The 508-nt window shown below is 66.5% G+C and carries 1 protein-coding gene; it reads right to left on the reverse strand.

All coding sequences use genetic code 11. From position 1 onward, the window contains the following. Positions 1-508, reverse strand: a 508-nt coding sequence (locus EN925_RS39030) for an MFS transporter (RefSeq protein ID WP_128337511.1), incomplete at both ends; no start/stop codon positions are given.

The following is a 508-nucleotide window of genomic DNA, read 5'->3' on the forward strand; positions in this document are numbered from 1 at the left end:
GATGCGGCGCGCGCCTGAGATGGCGCACCGCCAGCCAGCCGAGGACGATGCCGGCTACGATCAGCAGCGCTGTCGGCAGCACGCCGTCCTCGGGATGCGCGATACGCTCGAGACCGTAGAGCAGCAAGGCAAGTCCCGCCGATGTCAGGAAAAAACCGGGCCAGTCGAGCGGCTTGGGGTCGGCCTCGCGGTCGCCTGGGATGAAACGGGCGACCAGCGCCAGCCCGACCGCGCCGAGCGGGATGTTGATGAAGAAATTCCAATGCCAGGACAGATAGGTGGTGATGAAGCCGCCGAGCACCGGCCCGACCACCGGCGCAAACAGTGCTGGCCAGGTGATCAGCGCCGTGGCGTTGAGCAGTTCGGATTTCGACGCATTGCGCAGGACGAGAATGCGCCCAACCGGCGTCATCAGCGCGCTGCCGAGCCCTTGCACGACACGTGCGGCGACGAACTGGGTCAGGGTTTGCGAGAGGCCGCAGGCGAGCGAAGCCAGGGTGAACAGGAC

Source organism: Mesorhizobium sp. M7A.F.Ca.US.006.04.2.1, assembly GCF_004022915.1.
Lineage (GTDB): Bacteria > Pseudomonadota > Alphaproteobacteria > Rhizobiales > Rhizobiaceae > Mesorhizobium > Mesorhizobium ciceri.